The organism is Peribacillus sp. AS_2, from assembly GCF_026891895.1.
GTDB lineage: Bacteria > Bacillota > Bacilli > Bacillales > DSM-1321 > Peribacillus > Peribacillus frigoritolerans.
The window spans coordinates 123,817-146,822 of the sequence record NZ_JAPTGA010000013.1 but is presented as its reverse complement, the minus strand read 5'-3'; the positions used below and the strand labels follow the sequence as shown (position 1 = coordinate 146,822).

Sequence of the window (23,006 nt, the reverse complement as noted above, 5' to 3'; positions counted from 1 at the left end):
TTCAATTGACTCGGTCTTTTTCATTCTTCCAGTTCAGCCCATTCTTCGAGAAGCTGATCCAAACTTTCTTGTGCATGATCAAGTTTTGTTTGAACTTCCATTACCTTTTCGTGGTCCTGAAAAACATTTGGATCACATAGGAGGTCATTATATTCGTTTATTTCGGTTTCAAGAAGCTCCATGGCTGCCTCGATTTCCTCAATGCGCCGTTTTCGCTGGCGTTCAGCTTTTTTTGCTTCTTTATCAATTTTGTAATTTGTTTTTTCTACAGCCGCATCTAAAGATTTAGCCTGATCCTGCTGTTCAAGTGCTTGGATTTCCGCTTGCTCCTGTTTCTTCTCTAGATAGTAATCATAATCACCGAGGAATTCTTCGTTGCCGTCTTTGGAGAGCTCTATCACTTTCGTTGCTATCCGATTTATGAAATAACGGTCATGTGAGACGAATAGAATAGTTCCCGGATAATCAATTAATGCATTTTCAAGCACCAATTTACTATCGAGGTCCAAATGGTTCGTTGGTTCATCAAGAATTAAAAAATTGCCTTTTTGCATCATCATTTTGGCTAGAGCAAGCCGGGCCTTTTCGCCCCCGCTTAGTGTGGAAACGGTTTTCAAAACATCATCCCCGCTAAATAGGAAATTACCGAGTACGGTGCGAATGTCCTTTTCCGGTTTAAGGGGATAGTCGTCCCATAATTCATTGAGTACGCGTTTATTGGAAACAAGGTTAGCCTGTTCTTGATCGTAGTAGCTGACTTCTACGTTCGTTCCAAAACGGAAATCACCAGAAAGGGCAGGCAGCTTGGAAATGATCGTTTTCAATAAAGTTGATTTTCCAACTCCATTTGGGCCGACAAGAGCTATGCTCTCTCCTTTTGTCATCCGGGAATTAATATTCTTTGATACCGTTTCCCCTTCGTATCCGATAGCCAGGTCCTGGAGGTGGAGTACTTCATTTCCGCTTTGCCTTTCAATCTGGAAAGAAAAATTCGCGGATTTTTCATCACCTTGCGGCTTGTCCAGTACATCCATCTTTTCGAGCTGTTTACGTCTGCTTTGTGCTCTTTTCGTTGTGGAAGCCCTTGTGATATTACGTTGGACAAAATCGCGAAGCTTTTCGATTTCCCCTTGCTGTTTCTCGAACAGTTTCATGTCCCGCTCATAATCCTCCGCTTTTCCCTCTAGGTAAGAACTATAATTACCATGGTATTTTTTCATGTTATTCCGGGAAATCTCATATACCAGGTTTACTACTTTATCTAAAAAATAGCGGTCATGGGAAACAATGAGGACAGCTCCCTGGTAGCCTTGTAAATATTGTTCAAGCCAAGAGAGGGTTTCGATATCCAAATGGTTCGTCGGCTCATCCAGAATCAATATATCCGGTTTCCTTAAAAGCAGCTTACCTAAGGCAAGCCTTGTTTTTTGCCCGCCGCTTAAAGTGGAAATTGGGGTAGAATAGTCAAAGTCGGCAAACTGAAGACCATGCAATACGGAACGGATATCCGCTTCATATTGATAACCTCCCTTCTCTTTGAATGCCACCATCAAAGTGTCGTATTCATTCAGCACTTTTTGGTAAACCGTTTCGTTTTCAAAGATATCAGGTCTGGCCATATCAGCCTCAAGGCGACGCAGTTCCTTTTCCTGCTCTATAAGGTCAGTGAATACAGTAAGCATTTCATCCCAAATGGTCAATGCGGATTCCAATCCAGTATCCTGGGCCATATAGCCGATGGTGACGCCTTTTGGTTTGATTATTTCACCGCCATCATGGGAAAGCTGCCCGGCAATGATTTTTAGCAGAGTGGATTTGCCGGCGCCATTTCGGCCGACAAGGGCAATTCGATCTTTATTTTGAACTTCGAGCTTCATATTTGATAAAATAAGTTCAGCTCCATAATATTTCGATAGTTGATTGATTTGTAATAAAATCATAGATTTCACCTCAATTGATTACTGTTAGTTTAACGTATTTTAGTTATTATCGGCAACAGCTTGGTTCCAAGCTGAAAGAAAAGCTATTACATAAAGTGGAATAATAGTGTATGATTTAGGAGGGGTTACTTAAATGGGAGACTTAACGCATTTTAATGAACAGGGCAGGGCCAAAATGGTCGATGTGAGTGCTAAGCCTGAAACAACCCGGACGGCAGTGGCTCAGTCGAGCATTTTATTGAATGATGAAATATATGAATTGGTCACGAACCATAAAATGAAAAAAGGTGATGTACTGGCTGTTGCACAAGTTGCAGGAATCATGGCCAGCAAAAATACATCCAATATAATTCCGATGTGCCATCCCATTGCTCTGCAAGGGGTCAATATAGCCTTTGATTGGGAAAAAGAAGAACAAGGATATAGGCTTAGGATTGAAACGGAAGCTAAGACAAAAGGGAGTACAGGTGTGGAAATGGAAGCGTTAACAGCTGCATCCGTGACTGCCTTGACTGTTTATGACATGTGTAAGGCCATTGATAAGGGAATGGTGATCGGGCCTACATTCTTAGTGGAGAAAACAGGCGGAGTGTCTAGTAGCGATTATAAAAGGCAAGTAAAACGAACAGATAGAGATTAAGTTGAAAAGCATGTGTGAAGGCGGGGAAGAACAATGAACCATGACCCAAAGATACCGCAGGCAACAGCCAAAAGGTTGCCATTGTATTATCGATTTTTAAAGAACTTACATTCCTCAGGCAAACAAAGAGTTTCCTCGGCTGAGCTAAGTGAAGCCGTAAAAGTGGATTCTGCTACCATTCGCCGTGATTTTTCCTACTTTGGCGCGCTTGGGAAAAAAGGCTACGGCTACAATGTCAATTATTTATTATCCTTCTTTAGAAAAACACTTGATCAAGATGAATTGACCAAAGTCGCTTTAATCGGAGTGGGAAATTTAGGAACCGCTTTTTTAAATTACAATTTCATGAAAAATAATAATACAAAAATTGAAATGGCTTTCGAAGTATCTGAAGAAAAGGTCGGCAAGCGAATAGCTGATGTGCCCATCTACCATATGGATCAAATCGATACACTATTGCAGGAAAATAATATTACTGCAGCGATATTGACAGTGCCTGCACAGGTAGCCCAGACGATAACCGATCGTCTAGTCAAAGCTGACATAAAAGGAATATTGAATTTCACACCTGCACGGCTGACCGTGCCGCCATCCATAAGGGTCCACCACATTGACCTGGCCGTGGAACTTCAGTCGCTCATCTACTTCCTGAAGCATTATCCGGTAGTGGAAGAAGCGGCTTTGGAGGAATGAAAAAACGCTGCATTTATGCAGCGTTTTTTTATTTTTTCTTATTTTTTTGTGCGGCTTTAATCTTAAAGTGCAGCATGATCATGCGTAATCCCGATCCAAAATCAAGGGTCGCAATAAGGACAAGTATGTAGGCAAAGAGTCCCCATCCAGAAGAATTGACGGTTTGAATTGCGATAGCGGTAAAAAGAGCCCCTAAGCCTGCATAAATGATGCCCATGAATAATGGTGATTGACGTTTCATAATAAACCTCCGATGAAGGCCTGTGCAGTATCTAGCATCTTCTCAATATCCTCCCGATATACCACTTGAAGGATGATAACAAGCGTGTTCATCGCAATATGAGCGCTCATGGAAACGAGAATGCGGCCTGTTTTCGCATAAAGGAAAGCAAAAGTGAAGCCCATTGCCGTATATAAAAGAAGATGTTCAAATTCACCATGCGCCAAGCCGAAAATAACTGAGCTGATTAAAGCAGAAATAAAGAAGTTAAAGCGTTTATGAAGTGATCCGAAAATAATTTTACGGAAAATTAATTCTTCCAATATAGGTCCAATTACTGAAGTGACGAAAATGACCATGGGGACTTTGTAAATGAGTGAAATGAGTTGCTGCGTATTTTCAGATTCAGACTCCACCCCAAGCATTTGTTCAATGCTTCCGGCAATGCTTTGCGCAAAAAGAGCCATGAACACTCCTGCAATTGCCCATAATATGGACATGGATACGGAAGTTTGGTTTCTCGTGTCCAGCTTTTCCCTCATATCTTTTCTCATTAAAAAAAGAATCAGGAATAAAGCAGCGAGAAAACTGAAAACTATCCAGTATGCTGCAGATTTCACTTCGAGTTCATCAGCCGGCATTCCGGTATAAGACCCGATCAGCATGAAAATGGGTACCCCGACAATACTGGATAATTGCATGGCAATATAAGTGATGATGACGAACCAATATTCTTTTTTCAAAAATGAAAACTCCTTTTATAGTCACCCATCCGCTTGGAACGTTACTGACATGGGGACAATCTATAAACGCATACTACAAAATGGTATCAAAAATTGGGGCAGAACACCACTTAAAGGTACCCCTAACATGACATTTCAATGACTAAGTTTAGGAAATCATTATGCTAAAGTAGTATACCCGTAATTTATCAGAAATTAATAAAAAATTTTCAATAAGATACTTGCAAAAAAGGCTCGGTTTATTTAATATTATAAATGTGTTAGCACTCGATGATGATGAGTGCTAATAATCATGAAACAAATTATCAAGAGAATATGAGGAGGTTGTTTCACTTGTTAAAACCATTAGGTGATCGCGTTATTATTGAACTAGTTCAAACTGAAGAAAAAACTGCAAGCGGTATTGTTCTTCCTGATACTGCTAAAGAAAAGCCACAAGAAGGTAAGGTAGTAGCAGTTGGTACTGGCCGTGTCCTTGAAAATGGCGAACGTGTTGCTTTAGAGGTTGCCCAAGGCGATCTAATTATCTTCTCAAAATATGCAGGTACTGAAGTTAAATACGAAGACACTGAATACTTAATTTTACGTGAAAGCGACATTCTAGCTGTTATCGGCTAATTATACATCATACTTAACTGAACGAAAATTTTCTTAAATTTTAGGGAGGTACTTATAAATGGCTAAAGAAATTAAATTTAGTGAAGAAGCTCGCCGCTCCATGCTTCGCGGTGTGGACGCACTTGCAGATGCAGTTAAAGTAACGCTTGGACCAAAAGGTCGTAACGTGGTTCTTGAGAAAAAATTCGGTTCGCCGCTTATCACAAATGACGGTGTGACGATCGCTAAAGAAATCGAATTGGAAGATGCATTCGAAAACATGGGTGCGAAATTGGTTGCTGAAGTAGCAAGCAAAACAAACGACGTAGCTGGTGACGGTACAACTACTGCAACGGTTCTTGCGCAAGCGATGATCCGTGAAGGTCTTAAAAACGTAACAGCTGGTGCGAACCCAATGGGTATCCGTAAAGGAATCGAGAAAGCGGTCAATTCAGCAATTGCAGAATTGAAAGCCATTTCCAAACCTGTTGAAAACAAAGAATCAATCGCACAAGTTGCTGCCATATCTTCAGCTGATGAAGAAGTGGGCCAACTGATTGCGGAAGCAATGGAGCGCGTTGGTAACGACGGCGTCATCACAATCGAAGAGTCTAAAGGTTTCACAACTGAGTTGGACGTAGTAGAAGGTATGCAATTCGATCGCGGATATGCATCTCCATACATGGTTACTGATTCAGATAAAATGGAAGCTGTCCTTGAGAATCCATATATCTTGATCACTGATAAAAAAATCACGAATATCCAAGAAATCCTTCCTGTACTTGAGCAAGTTGTACAACAAGGAAAACCGCTATTATTGATTGCTGAAGATGTAGAAGGCGAAGCGCTTGCAACTCTTGTTGTGAACAAACTTCGTGGAACATTCAACGCTGTTGCGGTTAAAGCTCCTGGATTCGGTGACCGTCGTAAAGCAATGCTTGAAGACATCGCAGCTCTTACAGGCGGCGAAGTAATCACTGAAGAAATCGGACTTGATCTTAAATCTGCAACAATCGATTCATTAGGCCGTGCGTCTAAAGTGGTTGTTACAAAAGAAAATACAACGATCGTTGAAGGATCTGGAGATACAGCTCAAATCCAAGCTCGTGTAAACCAAATCCGTGTTCAATTAGAAGAAACAACTTCTGAATTCGACCGTGAAAAATTACAAGAACGCCTTGCTAAATTAGCTGGTGGTGTAGCGGTAATCAAAGTCGGTGCAGCTACTGAAACAGAATTGAAAGAACGTAAACTTCGTATTGAAGATGCATTGAACTCCACTCGTGCCGCTGTTGAAGAAGGTATCGTAGCTGGTGGTGGTACAGCACTTCTTAACGTATACAATAAAATCGCTGAAATCCAAGCGGAAGGCGACGTAGCAACAGGCGTGAAAATCGTTCTTCGTGCCATCGAAGAGCCTGTTCGTCAAATCGCTCACAATGCTGGACTTGAAGGCTCTGTAATCGTAGAGCGCCTTAAAGGCGAAGCAGTAGGCACTGGCTTCAACGCAGCTACTGGACAATGGGTGAACATGATCGAATCAGGTATCGTCGATCCTACTAAAGTAACTCGTTCAGCTCTACAAAATGCTGGTTCTGTAGCAGCAATGTTCTTAACTACAGAAGCTGTCGTTGCTGACAAACCAGAACCTGCTGGTGCTGGCGGAATGGGCATGCCTGACATGGGCGGAATGGGCGGAATGGGCGGCATGATGTAATCATTCGCTAAATCCCTTAATGGAGGGGTTTAACGAGGATTCAGTCATGAATGCTCACCTAACATGTGAATATCTTTAAAGTTGAAGGCCTCTCACAGTTTACTGTGGGGGGCTTTTTTCTTTGTATTTGAATTCTGTATGTCCTAATAGTTGTTGATTTTTTTAATTCCTACTACATCTTCAATCAATAGTGAAGTGTAGGTATGTCTAAAAGGCAAGCTGTTTCTTTTAGAAACAATTTCATGAACCTTCACTATTAAGATAATTCAATCAATCTTTTGTCAATAAACTTGTAAATAATGGTGAGATTTTATAAAGGTAACTAAATTGAAATAGGCAGGGTTAAATATGTCCATTCGAATTTTAAATAGATAGATATGAAAAATTTGAATTATTTATTTATTCCTCCTTTTATTATAATGAAATTAAGTCATTATATAAAAATCTTCCAATTAATTTGATAGAGAGGTGTGTTTGTATTGCGTATTATTGAAAGGTTTTCTGAAATTCCTACAACATGTATATCAGATACTATGAAAGGACTTAATAACTTATCTCCTACCATTAAGCCAGTTAAAGATGATTATCGAGTTGCAGGGAGAGCTTTTACAGTAAAAATGCCTGTAGGTGATAATCTTGTTGTCTTAAAAGCAATTCGTGAGGCTAAACAAGGTGATGTGTTGGTTATTGATGCAAAAGGAGATACGTATCGAGCGATAGCAGGTGATTTTATTGTTGGTATGGCTCAAACATTGGGGATTAATGGGATAATTGTAGATGGAGTAGTTCGAGACCTTGAAGGTATTAAGGCATTGAATTATCCAGTGTTTTGCAAGGGAACAACTATTGCTGCAAGTGGAAAAGCGGGCATGGGTGAAATTAATGTCCCCATTTCCTGCGGTGGGACAACGATACATCCGGGAGATATTGTTGTTGGTGATATTGATGGAGTAGTCGTAATTCCTAAACAGTTAGAAGAAAAAGTTTTAGATCAATCATTAGAAAAGCTAGAAAAAGATAATGAGCGAGCAGAGAAAGTTTCAGGTAATCGAGAAGAAATAAGAAAATATCTAGATGAATTTATTTTAAATAAATAGTTTTTTGAAAAAATGAACATTTGAAGGAATAGAAGGTAACACTCTATCCTTTCAAATGTTTTTTTTATGAAATTTAAAGTGAATAAACATTTAAGGTTTTTACAAAATCCACAAATGCCCGGACAACATTCATATCTACTGATTCTTTATAATAAAACATCCATGTTTTTTGGGTTAAGCTATTCCCTTTCTTATCTTTTAAGTCAATTTTATGAATATCTTTAATGCCATCCAAAAAAAGAGAAGGCATAATAGCATAGCCCAACCCGTTCAAAACCATTTCCTTACAAGTATCACCTTGGTCAACTGACATCGCGATGTATGGAGGCTGGGAATAATGTTCTGCCCACCAATTTTCAATGATTTGCTTATAGAGTTGATCTGTTCGGTAGTCGATTCTAGGGAGATTGGGAAGATCAGATAGGTTTATTTCATTTCTAGACACTATACAAAGCTCTTCTTCAAATAGTAAATGCTTTTCATCCGGCCAACTATAATCTCCGCGGATAAATCCGACATGAGAAACTTGATTATAAACTAAATTGAAAATATCTTTGCTATAGCCTGTGTCTACTTGAAACTCAACATCCGGATATCGTTCTTTAAACAACTTTAATAAGAGTGGTAACTTATATTTACTAATAAAATTGGAAACACCCAATCTTAACGTTCCAGATACACTATGGTTAAAATTTTCTAGATCTTCTTTAATTTCGCGGAAAGAATTGAGCATTTCTTCAGCACGCTTAGCTAAATATTCTCCTTCTGGAGTGAACCGCACTCCTTTTATTCCCCTATCAACAATTTTAACCCCAAATTCCGTTTCGATTTGCTTAAGGCGTTTTGTTAGCGTTGGTTGTGCAATAAATAGGCTTTGTCCGGCCTTTGTAATACTTTTTTCATAAAATAATGTATGTAATATAAGCCAGTCACGATCATCCATTTGCTTTAACTCCCTTAATTTTATCTTTATTTTAAAATTGTTTAACTATTCATTCAATTACACTTGAACAATAACATAAACAGTAAAATTTGAAAAATGACCGATGATTTAATATATAAAAGTTTCATGGCAGCCTATGAAATATTGATATTATTCGCGTAAGGAAATTTAAAATAAAATGAAGTTAATTAGTAATTACCAAAGGGGTTGAACGAAACTTGTTTAATGGAATTGAAGAACGGTTTAATGTTCGGTCAGAGATTGTCATTAATGAAAAGATATATAGTTATTATCGAATTGAAACATTAGAGGAAAATGGATTAGGGAATATTTCTCAATTACCTTACTCAATAAAAGTATTATTAGAGGCTGCCATCAGAAATTATGACGGTGTAAGTGTAACTGAAGGGCATGTGAGTACATTAGCGAATTGGTCAGTCAAACGAGAACTAAATCAGGAGGTTCCTTTTAAACCCGCACGTGTTCTTCTTCATGATACAACTGGATTACCAGCAATGGTTGACTTAGCCGCGATGCGTGAAACAATGAATCACATCGGTGGAAACGTAACGGATATTAATCCATTAATACCGGTAGATCTTGTAGTTGACCACTCCGTAACTGTTGACTATTTCGGCAGACAGGATGCGATGCAGCTAAATGAAAAGCTTAATTTTGAAAGAAACATGGAACGTTTTCGTTTTCTCCGCTGGGCTCAGGGCTCCTTTAATAATTTTTCTGTAGTTCCTCCAGCAACAGGGATCATGCATCAAATTAATATGGAGTATCTATCATCAGTTGCAGCCACAAAGGAAGAAAGTGATACCACAGTAGTGTATCCTGATTCACTTGTAGGAACAGATTCACATACAACGATGGTGAATGGACTAGGTGTCGTGGCTTGGGGAGTTGGAGGAATTGAAGCAGAAGCAGCAATGTTAGGTCAGCCAGTCTATTTTGTAATCCCAGAAGTAGTTGGATTCAAATTAACAGGATCACTCCCAGAAGGTGCAACTGCAACGGATGTTGCACTAACAGTTACAAGTCTCCTTAGAAGAAAAGGGGTTGTAGGTAAGTTCGTAGAATTTTTTGGACCTGGAGTAGGGGAAATGAGTATAGCTGACCGTGCAACTGTTGCCAACATGGCACCAGAGTATGGTGCGACAATGGGCTTCTTTCCTGTAGATCAGGAAACTTTGAATTACTTGAGGATTATTGGCCGCAGTGAAGAGCAAATAACGTTAGTTGAGGCTTATTATAAAGCCCAAGGTATGTTTATGGAAAAAGATAGCTCTGAACCCGTTTATTCTGATTTAGTTGAACTCAATTTATCTACGATAAAACCATGCCTTGCAGGACCTAAACGCCCTCAGGATAAAGTTGATTTGACTGAAATGAAACTAAATTTTAATGAAGTCGCCCGTTCTCCGATTGAAAAAGGTGGCTATGGATTGAATGAACTTGATTTAACAAAAGAGGTCCAAATTGAGCATGTTGTTAATAGAGAATCTGTAATTAAAAATGGATCAGTGGTTCTGGCAGCCATAACAAGTTGTACAAATACATCAAATCCGTCTGTATTGATCATGGCAGGTCTTGTGGCCAAAAAAGCTGTGGAAAAGGGGCTACAAATACCTGCTTATGTGAAAACCTCGTTGACACCAGGATCACGTGTTGTAACAGACTACTTAGCAGAATCAGGGCTTTTAAGACATCTTGAAACACTCGGCTTCCATATAGCAGGGTACGGTTGTGCAACTTGTATAGGTAATTCAGGACCGCTTATTCCTGAAGTCAGCAAAGCAATTGTGGATAACGATTTAGTTGTAGCTGGTGTACTATCAGGCAATAGAAACTTTGAAGGCCGCGTTCACCCTCAGATTAAAGCAAATTATTTGGCATCACCTCCATTAGTTATTGCATATGCACTTGCAGGGACGGTTGATATTGATTTTTCAAGTCAGCCCATTGGATATGATCAAGCAAACCAGCCTGTTTATTTGCGAGACATTTGGCCATCTTCACTGGAAATTGGAGAATTGTTAAATAATGCTGTTCGACCTGAATTATTCAGAGAAAGATATAAAAGCGTAAACGATGGAAATGTAAATTGGAATTCGATTAATATTCCTAAAGGGAAGTTATATGAGTGGGATCAATCTTCAACATACATTCAAGAGCCACCGTTCTTTAAAGATCTTCCCGTACAGCCTGCTGATATTAAGGATATTAAAGGTGCCCGGCTAATTGCAAAGCTTGGTGATTCAGTAACTACTGATCATTTATCTCCTTCTGGAGCAATTAAGCCGGATAGTTCTTCAGGAATCTATTTACAACAGAAAGGAGTGAAAATTAAAGATTTCAACTCTTATCCATCGCGTCGTGGGAATCATGAGGTTATGCTTCGAGCCGCATTAGCTAATATAAGAATTCGGAATCAATTAGTCCCTGAATCCGAGGGAGGCGTTACTAGATGCTTTAAAACGAATGAAATTACATCCATCTATGAAGCTTCCTTAAAGTATCAGGAATATGGTACGCCATTATTTATAATTGCTGGTAAAGAATACGGTACTGGAAGTTCTCGTGACTGGGCTGCAAAAGGACCATATCTTCTTGGGGTAAAAGCAGTTATTGCAGAAAGTTTTGAGCGTATTCATCGAAATAACTTAGTTGGAATGGGTGTTCTTCCTCTTCAATTTTTAGAAGGCCAAAATGCCTCATCTCTTAATATTATTGGAAATGAAACGTTTGAGACTGTTGGTATGAGCAATGAAATTAAACCTGGTCAATTGATAAAAATAAAAGTGATTCGTGAAGAAGGCAGATCCTTTGAATTTGAAGTTATTGTTCGTCTGGATAGTTCGATAGATATTCTTTACTACCATAATGGAGGGATTATGCAAACTGTTATACGCCAATTGGTTAAAAAAGAAGAAGGCAGTTTAGAACTAGAAGTCTTCCATAAATAATCATGGGATTCATTTTTTAATGGAGATTCAGGCAGTCATTAGTCATTAGTCTTGGATTTCCGATTTTTCTAAGAAACGTACTTTTATTAATCGTAGGTAAATTGGATTGTAAGCGATTTCGATTGATCAGGGGGGATTTGGTGATTGCTTTATTAGGCTTTTTAATGATGATATGTTTTATCTTTTTTATAGTCACAAGAAGGATGTCTGCTTTGACAGCACTGATTGTTATTCCGCTACTCTTTGCTATAGTCGGAGGATTTGGAAAAGATTTAGGCCCCATGGTATTAGAAGGATTAATGGGTGTAGCTCCTACAGGAATTATGCTAATGTTTGCAGTACTGTATTTCGGGATAATGATTGAAGCTGGATTGTTTGAGCCACTTATATCTAAAATTCTTACTATTGTCAAAGGCGATCCTTTGAAAGTGGTGATCGGCACAGCTGTTCTTTCAAGTCTAGTTGCTTTAGATGGAGATGGTACAACAACCTATATAATAACGGTGTCAGCGATGTTGCCTCTTTATATCCGTTTAGGTATTAATCCACTTATCTTAACATGTGTATCAATGATGGCCTTTGGGGTGATGAACATCCTTCCATGGGGAGGACCTACTGCAAGAGCAATTAGTGCACTGAAACTTGATGCGAATGAAGTTTTTCTTCCTCTTGTACCAGTAATGTTAGGTGGTTTTCTATGGGTATTGTTCACAGCATATGTTTTGGGCAAAAAAGAACGTAAAAGATTAGGGATTCTTGAACTTGATTTGTCACAGCATTTTCTAGCAAATCAAGAGCAAGCCTCGGCGGTAGAAGTAGATTTAAAACGGCCAAAATTTATATGGTTCAATCTATTGTTAACGCTTTCACTCATTGTTGCTCTTGTCCTAGGCGTCCTACCTCTACCGGTATTGTTTATCATGGCATTCTCACTGGCTTTATTAGTTAATTACCCTAATTTAGAAGTACAAAAGAAAGTGCTTTCTTCGCACGCTGACAGTGTAGTAATTGTTGTTGCCTTAATTTTTGCCTCGGGTGTTTTTACAGGAATTCTGTCGGGAACACACATGGTTGATGAAATGGCTAACAGTCTAATTTCAATAATACCTGAGCAACTGGGTTCATCTTTTGCGCTCATTACAGCAATTACAAGTCTTCCTCTAACATACGTAATGGCAAATGATCCTTATTATTTTGGAGTATTACCTATTATAGCTAAAACCGCCGCGGCATACGGAGTGGATCCAGTTGAAATTGCACGAGCTTCTGTGCTGGGGCAACCGATTCATGCGATGAGTCCTTTAATTGCTTCGACTCATTTATTGGTAGGGATGGCAAAGGTGGATTTTGGTAAACATCAAAAGTTTATTTTAAAGTGGGCAGTAGGAACATGTGTAGTCATGATTCTTATTGCTTTAATCACAGGAGCTATTTCTTTATAAAGTTTATTCCAGGGAGCGATTCTTTACTCGTATGTAATAAAAGGGTGAGTGAGGGCCAACCTACGATAGTACTGAAAGCAGTAAATCATTGCGAGTAGCAGCCTATCACGCTCGGACAGCACAACAAGACTACAAGCAAGCCAAGGAGGACAGGGCCATGGTAGAGACAAAGAGAAAATCCCAAGGGATACATATGTCTCGTAGCGAAGTCAAGACCAAGCAGGCCAAACAATGATAGTGTTTTTTATAGGTGAATGGGAGCCAGCTAAGTAAATTAAGGAAGGCAGCTAGAACCCCGCGAGTAGTAACCTATGCTAGTTCACAAGTACTTTGCAATCTCTAATTGGTATAGAAAATCCACTATATAAAACGTCACAAGCTTAGCACCTTAAACAGGTGCTTTTTTATTTGCTACCATACATATAACTAGATTTTTCTATCGAATAAATTAAAGATAAAAATCAACTTCTTAACTAAATTAAAGGTTCTTGAGTACGTACTATGGTATGAGCCCGTATTTTTAGAAGTAATATAGAATACCTGATTTTATTTGAGTATTATTTATGTGCATAAGTAAAAAACACCCCTTTTAAAAGGAGTGCCATCTTGTTATACAATTTCAGGGTAATAACTATCTGGAAATTTTCTAAACCCAACATAACTAGGAAAGCTATCTAACCTGGTTGGGCCAAAGTAACAGAATCAATTGCCAATTTTGAAGCTTTTTCGGGAAGTTGATAAGCAATAACTTGATCGTTTTCTTTGTCCTCGGGTTTGTCCTCTTCTTAATAATATCGCATTTAAATTAATTTAGTCGGACCCTTGAGAAATATTGATATATAGTCCTTTTTTGTATCCTATTACTTTCTATTTTATTTAAAGATGAATGGGCGGCATGATGTAATCTTTCGCTAAATCCCTTAATGGAGGGGTTTAACGAGGATTCAATCATGAATGCTCACCTAACATGGAAGAAAAGGCCTCTCACAGTTTACTGTGGGAGGCCTTTTCTTCCATGTTGTCAGTCATATGAGCATAGATATTCATCGTTGTTTGAATATCTGTATGTCCTAATCGTTGTTGAATTTCTTTCAACCCCACCCCTGTTTCGATCAGTAAGGATGTATGCGTATGCCTGGTTCCAGATAGCATTTAGGTTCAGCAACAAAAACATCTGGAAAACAAGAATTATCAATTACTGATCTCTACTCTGCCAGCGTGGTAAAGTGTAATGTCCTATCCTATCCTATAGTTTACTAAAGGGTCCGGATACTTCTCTATATCAAGGTTTGGAAGGTGTTTGGAAGTGTTGGAATGAAATGTGATTTACGGTTGTTTTCTATAGTGCGTGACCAAAATGTTAACAGTAAGTGACTAATAATTTGATATAAAAACTGTATTTTTTGTTTAGGAAACAGTGAATTTTGAGATGTGATGGTGTGCCAAATATAGAAATATAAGCCCCCTTTGAGTAACAGACAAGGAGGGCTTTTTTATATGAGTAACTGTTGAACGGGTAATACCTATTAACCTAATAAATGTTGATATGTTGAATAGGCAACATTGAAGTGAAAAAAGGATGAACGAAGGATTAGTATTGAATGCAGTGTAATGTGATACGTGGATTATAAAACGTTCTTTAGAAAATGTTTTGGATTGAGTGGGAGCTTTGTTCCCTCGACTGTTTTGTAGAGCTCATTCCCTTCTTTTATGTACGGGTGCCCAGCCGCTAGGAAGTGAATGGAGGGAAAAGGAAGGAAGCTGAAAGTCAGCGAGGACAAAAACCCACTTATTACCAAAGAACGGGTTTGCAAGAAATTATTTCTGAAAGTGATAAAAGTAAAAGCGGGAAACCCTGAATTATCAATGTTTTTCCCGCTTTTATCATTTTATATTTGAGTTACATATAATCATAAACAGAGTCATCAAAATAGAGCCAGTGATAATATTCAATCTGTGAATCTGTCATCTTGGAAATGTCTTTCTCATTGAATTTTTGTTGCTCAATTAATTTCTGCACTTTGGAATTTCTTTCTACTCGGCTCATCTTAAATCCTCCTTATAGTATGAGAAGTAACGAAGTATTTAAATATTGAAAACGCTTTCTTTTTTTCTTATTTTTATTATATATCTCAACGTGAGATTAAACAAATATAATATAGATGATTTTTAAGGGAATAATATAGAAATGGTATTTATCTATTTACTTTGAAGTAGTTAATGAGGCAAGGTCGAATTGCCAAAGCCTGAGTTTTGTTAAGGATTAGGGATTTGATTCAAAAGTTGGACACAAAAAGGTGGGGATTATGTTGCTTTTCATTTAACCGTTGTTTCATGTTAATACCAACTGCTCACGCTTGTGTGCTTGAATAAAGCGACAAGTCCATCGTCAATCATGATTGTGCGGATTTACTTTTTTGTTTTTGGGGTTAGGAGCTGATAACCTGTACTTTTGTTATTTGGATTATAGTATGTTTTGGGGATTCTTATAGTTTTCCTAGTAAGGTCCTGGTCTGTCCATTTTAATGCTAACATTTCGCCTAAGCGCATACCGGTATATGCAAAAGTAGCAAAACATAGATAGTCTGGATATAATCCTTGTTTGGTTGAGAAAATCAAAAATTTGAATAGGACTCCATTCTCCATCTACAAGAAATTCAATAAAGTCGCCTTCACAAAGTTCTATTGATCCCATATTTTTATTACACTCCATTCATGATGAAGGGGCTGTCCCAAAAGGTCTATTTAACGTGACCTTTTGGGACAGCCCCTTACTTCGCAGAACCCTTATTCTATGAATAGGATTTTATGATGCGCACGGCCTAAGTGGTTTGCCGCGTTTGTTTGCTCTCTCAGAATCAGTTGCCTGTTCTTTCAGTTTTGTCCTTCGAATTCTAGCTAACGATGATTCCGATCTCCAATGCTTTCTGGACGGCTTCTTCCTTGTTGTGTACTCCTAGCTTAATATAGGCCGAGGAGGCGTAGTTTCTGACCGTGCCGTCCGACAAATACAGCTTGGACGCTATCGTCTTGTACCGGAGCCCTTTGGCAACAAGCTGCAATATTTCTATTTCCCTGTTAGTCAGATCATAGTCGTTGGTGGCTTTCAATTGCGTAGATTTGACGCTCTTATCGAGCTTCTTGAATATTTTATGGGACATCCCTCGATCGATTAATGTGCCTCCTCTGTGAATAAGCCGGATGGTATCGGCCAGCTCTAACGGTTCGGCTGATTTTAGCAGGAAGCCGTCCGCACCACTGCGCAGTAAGTCCAACGCTTGCTCCGCATCCTGAAACGTCGTGAAAATCAATACGCGAATATGCGGCCATTGCTGTTTGATCATTTTGGTTGCCTCGGATCCATTCATGCGTGGCATATCCAAATCCATTAGCACTACGTGAGGCTGGAGGCGTCCGCACAGGTCGACGGCTTGTTCGCCATCCTCCGCCGAGCCGACTACTTTCAAGTCTTGGTACTTGTCGAGCAGCACCTGCAGACTTTCCCGAATAAAAGGTTGGTCGTCGACGATCAACAGCTGAATAAGGTCGTTCTCCATTTCCGCTTGTCGCGGCAACGTACAGGTGACAAGCGTACCGGCCCCTGGTTTCGTATAGACGAACACTTGACCTTGCAAATTCATGGCCCGCTCCTTCATCGCGTTCATGCCGAAGCCCTCCTGCCATTCTTCCATCCCTCTTCCGTTGTCATGCACCTCCAATCTTATATCTTGGTGCCCAAATTTCAAAGAAACGGTGATATCCGTCGCCTGACCGTGACGCACCGCATTCGTAAGTGACTCCTGCAAACAGCGAATGAACGCCATTTTCGCTTGTCGGGACAGTTGGAACTCCTCTCCGAACGCACGAAAGCTTACCTCGACCCGGGCATGCTCCTGAAATTCATCTCCAAGCTTTTGCAGAGATTGAACCAAGGAAAGCGACTGCTGTGGAGACTCCATTTGATGCAAGAAGCCCCTCACTTCCTCTAAACTTTTGCGGCCCAACTCTAGCAAGGAATCCAGTCTCTGTATACCCTTTTCAGTAGCAAGCTCGGAGCGGAACGCTTCCATTCCCATGATGATGGAAGTATAAGCATGACCGACAGTATCGTGAAGCTCTCTCGACATCCTGTTTCGCTCTTCTGCCAGCGTAATACGCTCGATTTGGGACATATATTGCTCAAGCACCGCGTTTTGCTTGCGAATCGTTTCATTTTGCCGATGATTGACGGTCAATAAATGAAAAGTGAATCCCATCACATAAGCAAGTCCGTAGTAGATTACCATGACCCAATAGCTGTTATTAGGCGAAACAACATAAAAAATTCCGGGTATTACCAAGACCGTTGCCGGCGCCGTCCAATGATAAGACAGACGAGCGCTATTCGCTGCGATCAGAAAGACTGATACAAGAAATGAAGGGAAAGCTTCCGGAAACAACGAAGTTAAATGTACGCATAGCCCGCCAAAGAGCAGTATCTCTGTGAATAAATAATATTTGTAGTTGAGCTGCAAGCAAATCCAGGGAATGGATAAAGCGGAAATCTCCCAAAAAATAACAATCCATAAAGACAGCGCTAGACCTTCCTGAAATCTGATCGTCGTGAGAATGAGCGAAACGCTAGTAATAAGGCGGAGCCCAAGCATAATCCAATCATACCAAAACCATTTTTTGACCATTTCCAACAATTCTTTCAACCCCTAAGCAGCTATCTGTTTGTTTCCTATAGTATTATAAACCAAACCTTTGTACAGTGTATAATTGGCTGTTTACGCTCCGTCACCTGCACAAAGGTCGGAAAAAAAAGCTATCGGTCTAGCTGTTGAATCATGGTTCGCGTATAACCTCCGAATGTTTTCGCTAACCGGTCACCCAACTTGACGCTTATTGCGGCAAGCACCGCCCCCAGAACCATGATAATGAGTGATTTCGCAAAAGTATCTACTTGCATGAAAATGAAATTCATATCGATGTATCGATACAAAATTGGTGCCAACAGGAATGCAACCGGTGTTAAATAGAGAACGGCTACACTGACGAGACTGACGAGTCCGATCACCAACTTCTGCATTAACCAAAAGACGGCGAGCCAATTGCGACGATCTGTAAGTTCTAATTTGGCATGAGTCCAAATCGTTGCATCCGTTGTTATTTTTTTGTCGTAAGGTGCTGTCGTAATATCTGTGTAAATTTTCGTCTGCGTACGTTCGAATTGGATGAAGGTTGTCGTAGTTCGCAATACTCGTGTAAATAGCGGAATGCCGATTACTATAAATGAAAGACTTAAACTGAACGACAGAGCTACCATATAAAAGCAAAAGTAAAACAAGCCTGTAACGAAAGTTAATAATAAAAAATAACCATTTTGGATGAAACCTGATTTCATAAGGTTCATCGCTCCTCTCCGTGTAATAGCGGTATTGTATGGTTTGGCTTCTTCCGTCAACCGCACCAGTGTAAAAATGTTATGTGACATTTTCGGAATATATCCAACCTGCTCAACCTCAGCAAAAAAAGTAAACGCCATAGACGGAAACACTGTTCTGAAGTTGTTAATGATTTGACTACGGTTTTCTATAGGTGAATCAGCTCCTCTTAAAAAATAGGTTGGTGCGGTTGCCTACTGCTCCATACTAACCGCACAGCCGTCATTTCCACCAGTGACAACATGTCATCATTTTCTTTGTGACATGTTGGCGTTGATCAATACGTTAGCAAGCATTGCATGTCACATAAATAGTGAAGATTTGTAACTAGCTTAAATGATAGTGAGTGAGTGACAATTGGATTACTGAAGACGACCCAATATGCTTGTATGCGGAAAGAGTCGTACTTCAAAAAAATCCATGAGGTGAATACCATGAACAAAAGAAGGAAAATGATTTACGGTGGAGTTGCCGTAATGCAAAGTGCAGCGATTCTAACTGCAGGTTGCAGTACGAGACCAGCTGAAAAGTCGGATCTAATAGGAACAACCCAACCAGTTGAGACAGCTCAAATATCTCAAAATAGTATTGCAAAATCACTTGAATTGCAGGCGAAGCAACTGAAGACGTTAGATCCGAAACAAGCGTTGGATGATTTAAAACCGCTAAAAGACATGATAGGGAATGCAAATTATGTTGGTTTAGGAGAGGCTACTCACGGAAGCTCGGAGATTTTTATGATGAAGCATCGCCTCGTGAAGTATTTGGTCACTGAGCTAGGCTTTACCAATTTTGGGATTGAAGAGGATTGGGGCAACGGTTTAAAGCTGAACGAGTATATCCAAACGGGAAAAGGCGACCCTAGGGAGTTTTTGAAGCTGTTGTACCCAACTGATGAGATCGTTGCTATGGTAGTATGGATGCGGAAATACAACTCTGATCCTGTAAATAAAAAGAAAATTCAATTCATCGGACTCGACTTAAAAATGCTGGATCAAAGTGTCTTCGATAAAGTGATCAACTATGTAAAGGAGCATCATCCTGATTTGCTGCCGGAAGTCGAGCAAAGCTACAACGAGTTGTCATCGGTGGCAGGTAATCTACAGGAATATATGAAGCTAACTACTGAAGTGAAAGAAAAGCATATGGCTAATGCGCAAAAAGTAGTCAAACTAATTGAAGACAAAACGGAGTCGAATAATGAGACTGATTCACACGAGCTAGCTTGGGTGAAAGGAACGACTAAGGTGATAGAGAATTTTACGAAGATGGGGATTCCGGCTGACTATCCGAGCATGGTGAAGCTGCATGATCAGTATCTAGCCGAGCACGCTGTTTGGGCTCAAGAAAAATTTGGCGGCAAAACGATGGTTTGGGGACACAATATTCACATAGCTAAAGGTGTTATCACTGAGAAGATGTATCCTAAAGTCGCCGGGGAGTTTCTGAAAGAACGTGTAGGTAATCAATATGTAGCAATTGGCTCCACCACCACGGAAGGCAAATTTACAGCATATAAATCATTCAGTGAAAATAAGATTGCAGCGGATACCATTCAGAAGAACGAGAACAGCTCCAATCATATGTTTGGACAAGTTCATTACGATCAGTTCCTGTTAGATCTTCGTAAATTGAATGGAGCCGCGCAGCAATGGGTAAAAGAAAAGCAGCCATTCTTTGATGGCGTTGCACAAATCAATCCTAACGTACCGCAATATGATGATGATGTTTCCCTTCAGGAGCAATTCGACATTATGGTTCATATTCAAAAAACAACCCCTTCGCATATCAAGTAATATAAAATAAAAAAGACAAAGACAACCCCTTAACTTGTTACCAGGATGAGGGATTGTTTGCAGACGTAAAAGTTCACTTTGATTCGATTATTAAAGGGAAAGCATCAACCGCAATTAATTACACAGTGGTATTTCCAAATGGTGGGCAATATGATCAAGTCAGATAAGAGGTTTACAACGACCAATGAAAGGAAATTCCCTTGTTGCCAGATGGCATTGATTTAGAGACTAATAAATCTGAAAATCATAGAACTGTAAAAGGAAGAATGATAGTTCCTCAGTCTCTATAAGAAAAAACAAGTTATTTGGAAATTCACCCAAAAGTAGCATTGCATGAAAAAAAATCAGTTTGATACATTGGAACAGCAAACTTCTATTAAAATACAGTCTGATCGAAAAAATCTATCCGTAACAGTGGAAAAAATGAAATCAAAGAAAGGTAATTTCACCGTCGATTTCCAAGTTAACCATGGCGATATGAGAAGTTGGAATTTTTCGTTTTTTAAAGATTTTGCACGTAATGATATAACGTTAGTTAAAGAGTCTGAAAAAGCTATTTATAAAGAACCGATGAAACATTCAATCAAAGAAAATAGATGAGAAAGAATTAAGATTCCGAAGCACATTTTGGTACAGTTAGTGATTTTAGTAAAGACAATTATGTAATAAGAGTTAATTTAGACTCACTAAGTGCGAATATACCACTTGAATCTTAAGAATCTATTAAGAAATAAGTGAATTTTAGGAACTAGAATAAATTTATCTTAAAAGTAATAAGAGCATTAATGGTTTAAACGGAAATCCTTAGGGCATGTCAAAAAACTAATAAGTAAGTATTTCAGGAGGTTTTTATGAAAAAGAAAATAATTATTGCACTTGGTGCTTCTGCTATAATACTGACTAACTTTGTAGGAAGTACTTATGCAGATTCGAAAACAGAAGTTCCTATGACAGCTCCCTACAATACAAATCAAATAGCGGAATGGTTAGAAATGCATGCAAAGCCTTTAAAAACAACTAATCCAACTGCATCTTTTAATGATTTAAAACCACTTAAGAATATGGTAGGTTCAGCTTCAATTGTAGGTTTAGGTGAAGCTACGCATGGGGCTCACGAAGTTTTTACAATGAAACAACGCATTGTTAATTATTTAGTATCTGAAAAGGGATTTATCAACTTAGTTTTAGAAGAGGGATGGGACAGAGCTTTGGAGCTTGATCGATATGTTCTTACTGGTAAGGGAAACCCAAGCCAACATCTATCACCTGTATTTAAAACAAAAGAAATGTTAGATCTACTTAGTTGGATTCAACAATATAATGCTAATCCAAAACATAAATCTAAAGTGCGTATCATTGGGATGGACATTCAATCAGTAAACGAGAATGTTTATAATAATATAATAGAATATATAAAAAGAAACAATTCAGATCTTGTACCTAGAGTAGAAGAGAAGATAAAAGGTCTTATTCCTGTAACAAAGGATATGGATACCTTTGACAGCCTTACGAAAGAAGAAAAAGAAAAGTATGTTTCAGATGCTAAACAAATCAGTGCTTTATTAGAGGAAAATAAAAGTTATTTAAATGGGAAATCTAAAGAGTTCGCATGGATAAAACAAAATGCTCGTATTATTGAACAGTTTACTACAATGTTAGCGACACCTCCTGATAAACCATCGGATTTTTATTTGAAACATGATATTGCAATGTATGAAAATGCGAAGTGGACTGAAGAACATTTAGGAAAAACCATTGTATGGGGACATAATGGACACGTTTCGAAAACAAATATGCTTCCTTTTATATACCCTAAATTAGCTGGGCAGCATTTAGCAGAATATTATGGAAAACGGTACGTATCTATTGGAACGTCAGTTTATGAAGGACAATATAATGTCAAGAATAGCGATGGTGAATTTGGCCCATATGGAATATTAAAATCGGATGATCCAAACAGTTATAACTACATCTTTGGACAAGTTAAAAAAGATCAATTTTTTATTGATTTACGTAAGGCAAACGGCGTGACAAAAACTTGGTTAAACGAACAACATCCAATTTTCGCTGGAATAACTATCGAAGGGCCTGATATACCAAAAACTGTTGATATATCATTAGGTAAAGCGTTTGATATACTTGTTCAAATTCAAAAAGTGAGTCCATCTCAACTACATCAATAAATTTGTAATAATGTGGTTCAACGAAGTGTAGTATTGATGGTAGTGTTAAGTGTCAATATAGTTGTTTGAAAATTCAGTCACTTTATTCCATTAAAGGGTCATTAGATGGAATAAGTGTTTTCAAATTAAAGGGGATGCGAGGTAGAAACACATCGCCATCAAGCTAAGGTTTTGAAGTACCCCCAAAATGAAAATTTTCTGTCTCTACATTTAGTTATTTTGAAAAGTCAGCTCATTTTTTGTTTCGAGGCGTTTCTTTTTTTGCGCTTTCGGGCACAGATGCTCCTTCAACCTATTATAGAAGCGATTTCGAATGTAAGGAATAGGTAAAGGGAAAAGAGATTTTCATTGTATATGATAAAAATATAAAGAGGCGAGGTATGACCTATCTATGAAAAACAAACCAGTAACAAGAGTGTTTTAAGAAAAATAAATAATTACTATGGTTAACATGATGTGGAAAAAGAGGGATTTACCGTTTGTTAGGACACAATGATGTTTGTGAAAATAATAATTAGTAAGATAATTGCAAATTCAATGTTGACTTTTTGTCATTGGTAGAGTTGATAGCTGTGTGGTTAGTATGACACAGCTATC

At 38.8% G+C, this 23,006-nt stretch carries 17 protein-coding genes and 1 pseudogene; 10 read left to right on the top strand and 8 right to left on the bottom strand.

Going from position 1 to position 23,006, the window contains the following annotated elements; translation table 11 throughout:
• Nucleotides 1-20 precede the first annotated feature (20 nt).
• Entirely contained in the window at nt 21-1,940 is a 1,920-nt protein-coding gene (locus tag OTG27_RS20945) for an ABC transporter ATP-binding protein (RefSeq protein ID WP_057276549.1), read from the bottom strand.
• Nucleotides 1,941-2,073: 133 nt separating this feature from the next.
• Between OTG27_RS20945 and moaC the strand changes: the two genes are divergently transcribed.
• Together moaC and OTG27_RS20935 are read left to right on the top strand one after the other, a co-directional pair.
• Nucleotides 2,074-2,580 (top strand): cyclic pyranopterin monophosphate synthase MoaC, encoded by a 507-nt coding sequence (gene moaC, locus OTG27_RS20940; RefSeq protein WP_034306347.1) that lies wholly within the window; start codon nt 2,074-2,076, stop codon nt 2,578-2,580.
• 33 nt (nt 2,581-2,613) lie between these two features.
• Nucleotides 2,614-3,273: a redox-sensing transcriptional repressor Rex gene (locus OTG27_RS20935; protein WP_034306345.1), complete on the top strand. Its 660-nt coding sequence runs from the start codon at nt 2,614-2,616 to the stop codon at nt 3,271-3,273.
• A gap of 28 nt (nt 3,274-3,301) precedes the next feature.
• Here OTG27_RS20935 and OTG27_RS20930 read toward each other — a convergent pair whose 3' ends face one another.
• Both OTG27_RS20930 and OTG27_RS20925 read right to left on the bottom strand, forming a co-directional pair.
• Entirely contained in the window at nt 3,302-3,514 is a 213-nt protein-coding gene (locus OTG27_RS20930; RefSeq protein ID WP_034306342.1) for a YdiK family protein, read from the bottom strand.
• A complete protein-coding gene (locus OTG27_RS20925) occupies nt 3,511-4,236 on the bottom strand; it encodes a CPBP family intramembrane glutamic endopeptidase (protein WP_034306339.1) in 726 nt (241 codons plus the stop codon). Before OTG27_RS20925 ends, OTG27_RS20930 begins: the two co-directional genes overlap by 4 nt.
• 333 nt (nt 4,237-4,569) lie before the next feature.
• On the opposite strand from OTG27_RS20925, the gene groES reads away from it, so the two are divergent.
• From groES to OTG27_RS20910, 3 genes are all read left to right on the top strand, one after another.
• The gene (gene groES / locus OTG27_RS20920) at nt 4,570-4,854 is read left to right on the top strand and encodes a co-chaperone GroES (protein WP_034306337.1); all 285 of its coding nucleotides are present in this window, start codon (nt 4,570-4,572) and stop codon (nt 4,852-4,854) included.
• A 58-nt stretch (nt 4,855-4,912) separates the two neighbouring features.
• Nucleotides 4,913-6,550 (top strand): chaperonin GroEL, encoded by a 1,638-nt coding sequence (gene groL, locus OTG27_RS20915; RefSeq protein ID WP_053533467.1) that lies wholly within the window; start codon nt 4,913-4,915, stop codon nt 6,548-6,550.
• A 533-nt stretch (nt 6,551-7,083) separates the two neighbouring features.
• Nucleotides 7,084-7,647, top strand: coding sequence for an RraA family protein (locus OTG27_RS20910; RefSeq protein ID WP_374941278.1), 564 nt, complete (start codon nt 7,084-7,086; stop codon nt 7,645-7,647).
• A gap of 73 nt (nt 7,648-7,720) precedes the next feature.
• Here the strand turns inward: OTG27_RS20910 and OTG27_RS20905 are convergent, their stop codons facing one another.
• Nucleotides 7,721-8,590, bottom strand: a complete 870-nt coding sequence (locus tag OTG27_RS20905) for a LysR family transcriptional regulator (protein ID WP_268937985.1) — start codon at nt 8,588-8,590, stop codon at nt 7,721-7,723.
• A gap of 218 nt (nt 8,591-8,808) precedes the next feature.
• On the opposite strand from OTG27_RS20905, the gene acnA reads away from it, so the two are divergent.
• Entirely contained in the window at nt 8,809-11,562 is a 2,754-nt protein-coding gene (gene acnA / locus OTG27_RS20900) for an aconitate hydratase AcnA (RefSeq protein WP_268937984.1), read from the top strand.
• Nucleotides 11,563-11,702: 140 nt separating this feature from the next.
• A complete protein-coding gene (locus OTG27_RS20895) occupies nt 11,703-13,004 on the top strand; it encodes a CitMHS family transporter (RefSeq protein ID WP_268937983.1) in 1,302 nt (433 codons plus the stop codon).
• 984 nt (nt 13,005-13,988) lie between these two features.
• Here OTG27_RS20895 and OTG27_RS20890 read toward each other — a convergent pair.
• From OTG27_RS20890 to OTG27_RS20875, 4 genes and pseudogenes are all read right to left on the bottom strand, one after another.
• Nucleotides 13,989-14,141: pseudogene (locus OTG27_RS20890) on the bottom strand (tyrosine-type recombinase/integrase); the annotation flags it as partial.
• A 763-nt stretch (nt 14,142-14,904) separates the two neighbouring features.
• Nucleotides 14,905-15,051, bottom strand: coding sequence for a BH0509 family protein (locus tag OTG27_RS20885; protein ID WP_141554917.1), 147 nt, complete (start codon nt 15,049-15,051; stop codon nt 14,905-14,907).
• Between the two features lie 847 nt (nt 15,052-15,898).
• Nucleotides 15,899-17,692 carry a helix-turn-helix transcriptional regulator gene (locus tag OTG27_RS20880; RefSeq protein WP_268937982.1) on the bottom strand — a complete coding sequence of 598 codons (1,794 nt, stop codon included), beginning with the start codon at nt 17,690-17,692 and terminating at the stop codon, nt 15,899-15,901.
• A gap of 119 nt (nt 17,693-17,811) precedes the next feature.
• Nucleotides 17,812-18,390, bottom strand: a complete 579-nt coding sequence (locus tag OTG27_RS20875) for a sensor domain-containing protein (RefSeq protein ID WP_268937993.1) — start codon at nt 18,388-18,390, stop codon at nt 17,812-17,814.
• A 474-nt stretch (nt 18,391-18,864) separates the two neighbouring features.
• Between OTG27_RS20875 and OTG27_RS20870 the strand changes: the two genes are divergently transcribed.
• The 3 genes from OTG27_RS20870 (at nt 18,865) to OTG27_RS20860 (ending at nt 22,409) form a co-directional block, all read left to right on the top strand.
• Nucleotides 18,865-20,226 carry an erythromycin esterase family protein gene (locus tag OTG27_RS20870; RefSeq protein ID WP_268937981.1) on the top strand — a complete coding sequence of 454 codons (1,362 nt, stop codon included), beginning with the start codon at nt 18,865-18,867 and terminating at the stop codon, nt 20,224-20,226.
• Nucleotides 20,227-20,559: 333 nt separating this feature from the next.
• Entirely contained in the window at nt 20,560-20,826 is a 267-nt protein-coding gene (locus tag OTG27_RS20865; RefSeq protein ID WP_268937980.1) for a hypothetical protein, read from the top strand.
• A 251-nt stretch (nt 20,827-21,077) separates the two neighbouring features.
• On the top strand, nt 21,078-22,409 hold the full coding sequence (locus tag OTG27_RS20860; protein ID WP_268937979.1) for an erythromycin esterase family protein: 1,332 nt from the start codon (nt 21,078-21,080) through the stop codon (nt 22,407-22,409).
• Nucleotides 22,410-23,006 lie beyond the last annotated feature (597 nt).

Coding starts and splice junctions, on each gene's coding strand:
- OTG27_RS20945 (WP_057276549.1), bottom strand. CDS start 1,940: ATGATTTTATTACAAATCAATCAACTATCGAAATATTATGGAGCTGAA.
- moaC (WP_034306347.1), top strand. CDS start 2,074: ATGGGAGACTTAACGCATTTTAATGAACAGGGCAGGGCCAAAATGGTC.
- OTG27_RS20935 (WP_034306345.1), top strand. CDS start 2,614: ATGAACCATGACCCAAAGATACCGCAGGCAACAGCCAAAAGGTTGCCA.
- OTG27_RS20930 (WP_034306342.1), bottom strand. CDS start 3,514: ATGAAACGTCAATCACCATTATTCATGGGCATCATTTATGCAGGCTTA.
- groL (WP_053533467.1), top strand. CDS start 4,913: ATGGCTAAAGAAATTAAATTTAGTGAAGAAGCTCGCCGCTCCATGCTT.
- OTG27_RS20910 (WP_374941278.1), top strand. CDS start 7,084: ATGAAAGGACTTAATAACTTATCTCCTACCATTAAGCCAGTTAAAGAT.
- OTG27_RS20905 (WP_268937985.1), bottom strand. CDS start 8,590: ATGGATGATCGTGACTGGCTTATATTACATACATTATTTTATGAAAAA.
- OTG27_RS20885 (WP_141554917.1), bottom strand. CDS start 15,051: ATGAGCCGAGTAGAAAGAAATTCCAAAGTGCAGAAATTAATTGAGCAA.
- OTG27_RS20875 (WP_268937993.1), bottom strand. CDS start 18,390: ATGAAATCAGGTTTCATCCAAAATGGTTATTTTTTATTATTAACTTTC.
- OTG27_RS20870 (WP_268937981.1), top strand. CDS start 18,865: ATGAACAAAAGAAGGAAAATGATTTACGGTGGAGTTGCCGTAATGCAA.
- OTG27_RS20865 (WP_268937980.1), top strand. CDS start 20,560: ATGAAAAAAAATCAGTTTGATACATTGGAACAGCAAACTTCTATTAAA.
- OTG27_RS20860 (WP_268937979.1), top strand. CDS start 21,078: ATGAAAAAGAAAATAATTATTGCACTTGGTGCTTCTGCTATAATACTG.